Annotated in this window: 5 protein-coding genes and 1 pseudogene; 3 read left to right on the forward strand and 3 right to left on the reverse strand. The window is 60.4% G+C overall.

Annotated elements, in window-relative coordinates; all coding sequences use genetic code 11:
* Nucleotides 1-54 precede the first annotated feature (54 nt).
* Nucleotides 55-819: pseudogene (locus tag PKE80_RS08765) on the forward strand (IS630 family transposase); the annotation flags it as partial.
* A 264-nt stretch (nucleotides 820-1,083) separates the two neighbouring features.
* Here PKE80_RS08765 and PKE80_RS08770 read toward each other — a convergent pair.
* The 3 genes from PKE80_RS08770 to PKE80_RS08780 are packed head-to-tail and all read right to left on the reverse strand — an operon-like array spanning nucleotide 1,084 to nucleotide 2,149.
* Entirely contained in the window at nucleotides 1,084-1,677 is a 594-nt protein-coding gene (locus PKE80_RS08770; protein ID WP_271182154.1) for a plasmid pRiA4b ORF-3 family protein, read from the reverse strand.
* On the reverse strand, nucleotides 1,674-1,883 hold the full coding sequence (locus tag PKE80_RS08775) for a transposase domain-containing protein (protein WP_271182155.1): 210 nt from the start codon (nucleotides 1,881-1,883) through the stop codon (nucleotides 1,674-1,676). The genes PKE80_RS08770 and PKE80_RS08775 overlap by 4 nt, the downstream gene beginning before the upstream one ends.
* Nucleotides 1,884-1,906: 23 nt before the next feature.
* Complete coding sequence (locus PKE80_RS08780) at nucleotides 1,907-2,149, reverse strand: hypothetical protein (RefSeq protein ID WP_271182156.1); 243 nt, start codon at nucleotides 2,147-2,149, stop codon at nucleotides 1,907-1,909.
* A 103-nt stretch (nucleotides 2,150-2,252) separates the two neighbouring features.
* Here PKE80_RS08780 and PKE80_RS08785 point away from each other — a divergent pair, with 103 nt between their 5' ends.
* Both PKE80_RS08785 and PKE80_RS08790 read left to right on the forward strand, forming a co-directional pair.
* Complete coding sequence (locus tag PKE80_RS08785) at nucleotides 2,253-2,405, forward strand: hypothetical protein (RefSeq protein WP_164546203.1); 153 nt, start codon at nucleotides 2,253-2,255, stop codon at nucleotides 2,403-2,405.
* The coding region (locus PKE80_RS08790) for a recombinase family protein (protein WP_271182157.1) at nucleotides 2,392-2,817 on the forward strand (426 nt) is incomplete at its 3' end. The genes PKE80_RS08785 and PKE80_RS08790, both read left to right, overlap by 14 nt.

The following is a 2,817-nucleotide window of genomic DNA, read 5'->3' on the forward strand; positions in this document are numbered from 1 at the left end:
AAATGCAGCCCAGTGGCCACACCCGATTTTACACCACATTGACGGACGCGACCGCCGATCCCGTCCGCGCATGGTGTGGTTCGCTGGCGGCTTGTCGATCTGGCGCAATGGGTGTGGGACGAGTTTGGCCTGTCGATTTCCCCGCAATCGCTGAGCCGGGAGATGCGCGCCCTGGGCTACCGCAAGCTCTCGGCCCGCCCGCGTCACAACAGCCAAAAGACTGACGATATTGCCGATTTTAAAAAAACTTCGCCACCCGCCTTGCAAGCATCACTGCAAGCTTGCCTGCCCCAAGGAACGCCCGTAGAATTGTGGTGGCAGGACGAGGCGCGGATCGGCCAGCAGACCAAATTGACCCGGCGCTGGGCCAAGCGCGGCACCCGGCCTTGCGCCCCAAGAGATCAGCGCCGATCCTCGGCCTGGATCTTCGGAGCGATCTGCCCGTTGGAGGGCAAGGCGGCAGGCATCGTCATGCCCGCCTGCAACAGCGAGGCGATGACGATGCACCTCGAGGAAATCGCCTTTCACGTCGCGCCGGGCGCACATGCCGTGGTCATTCTCGATCAGGCCGGATGGCATGGATCGGCCGAACTGGTCATTCCGCCAAACATCACCCTGATGCCGCTGCCGCCACGATGTCCTGAACTCAACCCGGTCGAAAACATCTGGCAGTTCATGCGCGACAACTGGCTCTCGAACCGCATCTTTAAATCTTACGACGATATCGTCGATCACTGCTGCTTCGCCTGGAACAAGCTCGTCGATCAGCCATGGCGCATCATGTCCATCGGCATCCGCAAATGGGCACATGGGTTCTGATTAATGGGGTTTGGTATTACACCAAATCCCGTTGATGCTGACTCATTGGGTTTGAACTAACCCGCTGACGCCGGAGAAGGGCGGGTTTTGACCAGAATGGCTTCCTGATGAGATGGTTTGGTTGTTGGACCAACCTTCACTCAGGAGACCATCCCATGACAGACGCCACCGCAGCGGTAAGCCCACTGTGCGGTCGTATGATCGACGATATGAGCTTGCGCAACCTATTGGTAAGCGCCGACGGAAGGCGGCGTTAACGTAGGGTTATTTGGGTTTCCGCGGGCGCGGCGCCCATTTCTTGGCGAGTGCCGCGAAGCGAGCGTGGATCACCTCGATGTTGGGTTGAGTGTGGGGGTCATGGTCGTCGCCAAGAGCATCCAACGCCTCTTCATGGTATTCATGCGACGGATCGGTGAGAGCCTCCAGCTTCTCGGCATAGCCCCAAGGCCCTCCCGAGTCCTCCGGTGGGCGCATTCCGCTAGCTTCCAGCAGGCGCGGATAGCTGCCTTGCAGGTCAGCCGGAGCGATGCCGTGAATCCTGACGCTGTGCTCCCATCCGTCGCCAAAGTCGTAGAGGTACTGGAAGGTCTTGCCGCGCATTCCCTCCAACGCCTCAGCGAGGGTCGTCTTTCGGGCATCAAGTGGGCCGCCAAAGCCGTAGGACGGGTCAGGGATGCCGAAGCCCGTGCGCCCGAAGGTCAGCTCCCACAGATGGCTATCGGTCCATCCCAACGCTTCCTGGAAGGTAGTGTGCAAACGATCGAGCCGGATGCCGAGCGGTACTTCGATCATGCGGGTTACGGCGGGCGTCACGTCATCCAGAGTGATCGTCATGTGCACGACGAAGGCGTTGCTCAAGCAGCTTGCTCCAGGTTCTGGATCGCCTTTGCGGCCTGCCAGTTCCACGGCAGGAGTTCGTCGATCCGGTTGATCGGATGGTTGCCGATACGCTCGATTACGTCGGTGAACCAGGCTTCGGGCTCAACACCGTTCAGGCGGCACGTTTCGGCAAGCGAGTAAAATAGCGCCGAGGCATCCCCGCCCTTGATGGACCCGACGAACATCCAGTTGCGACGCCCCAGAGCTATCACATGTTCATTCTGCCCATGTCGGGCAGATGGTAGAGTTTCATTACCGTTGGCATCCATATTACGGCGGCCGTTTTCGGTATGAAGGCCGCGAGGATCGGGCCAGTGGTGCGATTGTCCGGGTAGAGATCAGGCCGGGCGAGATCATTCAGGTTTCGGAGTGGATGCTGGATAGGGCGTTTTGCGCTGGTATGGCGATGGGCGAACCGCGGATTGCGGTGACTGGCCTCGTTGAGCTTCATAGACTGCTTACCGATCGCGGTTTCAGGCAGACTTCGTCGGATGGTCTCACCCCCATCCAGGAGGCGCCCTGTGAAGGCATTACCACCACCCTCGACGTTACCGATGCTGGCCCGTCAGTTGAGCATGCCGCTCGATATGCCGCAGATTCGGGGTCTGACCGACGCGGAACGCAGCACGGTCGTCGCCAAGTTGGCGACCCTCCTGACGGCGGCGGCCGGCGCCGCGGCGAAGGAGCCGAGCGATGACGGGCAATAATCTCATTCCGGCCACGGTGCTTAATCGCAAAGCTGTCGTCTACGTTCGGCAGTCCACCCCGGGCCAGGTCCAGAACAACCTGGAGAGCCAGCGGCGTCAATATGAACTTGTCGATGTTGCGCGCCGCTGGGGGTTCCGTGATGTCGAAGTGATCGACGATGACCTCGGCCGTACCGCCAGTGGCGCTGCCGACCGCCCTGGTTTCGAACGACTGGTGAGCGGCCTGTGCACAGGTATGGTCGGCGCGGTGCTGTGCCTGGACGCATCGCGCCTTTCCCGTAATGGTCGAGATTGGCATCACCTCCTGGAACTGTGCGGCCTGGTGGAAGCGCGCGTGATCGATCTCGATGGCGTGTATGATCCTTGTCGACCGAATGATCGCTTGTTGTTGGGCATGAAGGGCAGCATCAGC

The sequence above is a fragment of the Novosphingobium resinovorum genome, from assembly GCF_027922145.1.
Taxonomy (GTDB): domain Bacteria; phylum Pseudomonadota; class Alphaproteobacteria; order Sphingomonadales; family Sphingomonadaceae; genus Novosphingobium; species Novosphingobium resinovorum.

Bases quoted from the DNA above. Each gene is read 5' to 3' on its own strand.
- PKE80_RS08785 (WP_164546203.1), top strand. From the start codon at position 2,253: ATGCTGGCCCGTCAGTTGAGCATGCCGCTCGATATGCCGCAGATTCGG.
- PKE80_RS08780 (WP_271182156.1), bottom strand. From the start codon at position 2,149: ATGAAGCTCAACGAGGCCAGTCACCGCAATCCGCGGTTCGCCCATCGC.
- PKE80_RS08775 (WP_271182155.1), bottom strand. From the start codon at position 1,883: ATGTTCGTCGGGTCCATCAAGGGCGGGGATGCCTCGGCGCTATTTTAC.